This window comes from Paraburkholderia ginsengisoli NBRC 100965 (assembly GCF_000739735.1).
Lineage (GTDB): Bacteria > Pseudomonadota > Gammaproteobacteria > Burkholderiales > Burkholderiaceae > Paraburkholderia > Paraburkholderia ginsengisoli.
On sequence record NZ_BBJF01000015.1, the window covers coordinates 1 to 762 of the forward strand.

Genomic DNA, 762 nt, shown 5'->3' on the forward strand with positions numbered 1-762 from the left:
TGGAGGTCGACAGGCTCGTGACGTTGCTGTTGGTCGTGCTCAAGCCGGTCGACAGCGAGTTCACACCACTTTGTGCGGTGCTGAGGCCCGTCGAGGTTGAGGTCGACAGGCTCGTGACGTTGCTGTTGGTCGTGCTCAGGCCCGTCGACAGCGAGTTCACGCCGCTCTGCGCGGTGCTGAGCCCAGTCGAGGTAGAACTCGACAGGCTCGTGACATTGCTGTTGGTCGTGCTCAGACCCGTCGACAGCGAGTTCACACCGCTCTGCGCGGTGCTGAGCCCAGTCGAGGTAGAACTCGACAGGCTCGTGACATTGCTGTTAGTCGTGCTCAGGCCGGTCGACAGGGAGCTAACGCCCGTCGACAACGAACCAAGTCCAGTCGACGTCGACGTCGACAGCGACGTCAACTGACCGAAGTTCACCGCGTCGGTCGGATTCACACCGTCGGCCACGTTCGTCAGCGTCACGGGTGCCGTCGCACTCGCGCCACCGAGTGTCACGCTGGTGTGCTCAGGATTGTCATACTGGACTGCGTTGGCCAGACCCGTCGAAAGAGAACTCACGCCCGTGGACAGCGAGCTGACGCCGCTCTGTGCCGTGCTCAGGCCCGTCGAGGTGGAAGTCGACAAGCTGGCGACGCTGCTGTTGGTCGTGCTCAGGCCAGTCGACAGCGAGTTCACACCGCTCTGTGCCGTGCTGAGTCCCGTCGACGTTGAGCTCGACAGGCTTGTGACGTTGCTGTTGGTCGTGCTCAGGCCGGTGG

Annotated in this window: 1 pseudogene; it reads right to left on the minus strand. The window is 62.9% G+C overall.

Going from position 1 to position 762, the window contains the following annotated elements:
- Nucleotides 1-628, minus strand: a pseudogene (locus BGI01S_RS29760) (hemagglutinin); the annotation flags it as partial.
- Nucleotides 629-762: the final 134 nt, after the last annotated feature.